At 64.6% G+C, this 1,668-nt stretch carries 1 protein-coding gene; it reads left to right on the top strand.

What is annotated here, in order from left to right; all coding sequences use genetic code 11:
• Positions 1-32 precede the first annotated feature (32 nt).
• On the top strand, positions 33-1,668 hold a 1,636-nt coding region (locus JQ632_RS39085), incomplete at its 3' end, for an isocitrate lyase (RefSeq protein ID WP_212408040.1).

Genomic DNA, 1,668 nt, shown 5'->3' on the forward strand with positions numbered 1-1,668 from the left:
GCCAGTTTGTCGTCATCGAAGGGATCACGGACATGAATTTCCAACCGCGCGGCATCAGCGACCGGGCCATCCAGGGGCCGGCGTCCTACCAGAGCGAGATCGAGGCGGCGGAAGCCCTCCTCAAGGACAAGGCCACCTGGAACGGCGTCACCGCCGAAGCGGTGGCGCGCATGCGGCTGCAGAACCGCTTCAAGACCGGCCTCGACGTCGCCCGCTACACCGCGGCGGTGATGCGCGCCGACATGGCCGCCTATGATGCCGACAGCACCAAATACACCCAGTCGCTCGGCTGCTGGCACGGCTTCATCGCCCAGCAGAAGCTGATCTCGGTGAAGAAGCATTTTGGCACGACGGACCGCCGCTATCTGTACCTGTCGGGCTGGATGATCGCCGCGCTGCGCTCCGAGTTCGGCCCGCTGCCCGACCAGTCGATGCACGAGAAGACCTCGGTGCCGGCTTTGATCGAGGAGCTCTACACCTTCCTGCGCCAGGCGGACTCCCGCGAGCTCAACGACATCTTCCGCAGCCTCGATAAGGCGCGCAAGGAAGGCGACACGGTCAGGGAGAAGGAGCTGATCGCGAAGATCGACAACTTCCAGACCCATGTCGTGCCCGTCATCGCCGACATCGACGCCGGCTTCGGCAATGCGGAGGCGACCTATCTGCTCGCCAAGAAGATGATCGAGGCGGGCGCCTGCGCGCTGCAGATCGAGAACCAGGTCTCGGACGAGAAGCAGTGCGGCCACCAGGACGGCAAGGTCACCGTGCCGCACGACGTCTTCCTGGCCAAAATCCGCGCCTGCCGCCACGCCTTCCTCGAGCTCGGCGTCGAAGACGGCGTCGTCGTGACCCGCACCGACTCGCTCGGCGCCGGCCTGACGCAGCAGATTGCCGTCAGCCACCAGCCCGGCGACCTCGGCGACCAGTACAACAGCTTCCTGGATTGCGAGGAAGTCACGGCGGCAACGGCCCGCAACGGCGACGTCATCATCAACCAGAACGGCAAGATGATGCGTCCGAAGCGGCTGCCCTCGAACCTCTACCAGTTCCGTCCCGGCACCGGTGCAGACCGCTGCGTGCTCGACTGCATCACCTCGCTGCAGAACGGCGCCGACCTCTTGTGGATCGAGACTGAGAAGCCGCATATCGAGCAGATCGCCAGCATGGTCGATCGCATCCGCAAGGTGGTCCCGAACGCGAAGCTTGCCTACAACAACTCGCCGTCCTTCAACTGGACGCTGAACTTCCGCTGGCAGGTCTACGACGCGATGAAGGACGCCGGCCAGGACGTCAGCAAGTACAACCGTGCCGAGCTGATGAAGGCGGAGTACGACGACACGCCGCTGGCGAAGGAAGCCGACGAGCGCATCCGCACCTTCCAGGCGGATTCGGCCAAGCGCGCCGGCATCTTCCACCATTTGATCACGCTGCCGACCTATCACACGGCGGCGCTGTCGACCGACAACCTCGCCAGGGAATATTTTGGCGAGCAGGGCATGCTCGGCTACGTCAAGAACGTGCAGCGCGCGGAGATCCGCCAGGGCATCGCCTGCGTCAAGCACCAGAACATGGCCGGCTCCGACATCGGCGACGACCACAAGGAATACTTCGCCGGCGAGGCCGCCCTGAAGGCGGGCGGCGCCCACAACACGATGAACCAGTTCGGCT

The sequence above is a fragment of the Bradyrhizobium liaoningense genome, assembly GCF_018130955.1.
Lineage (GTDB): Bacteria > Pseudomonadota > Alphaproteobacteria > Rhizobiales > Xanthobacteraceae > Bradyrhizobium > Bradyrhizobium liaoningense_C.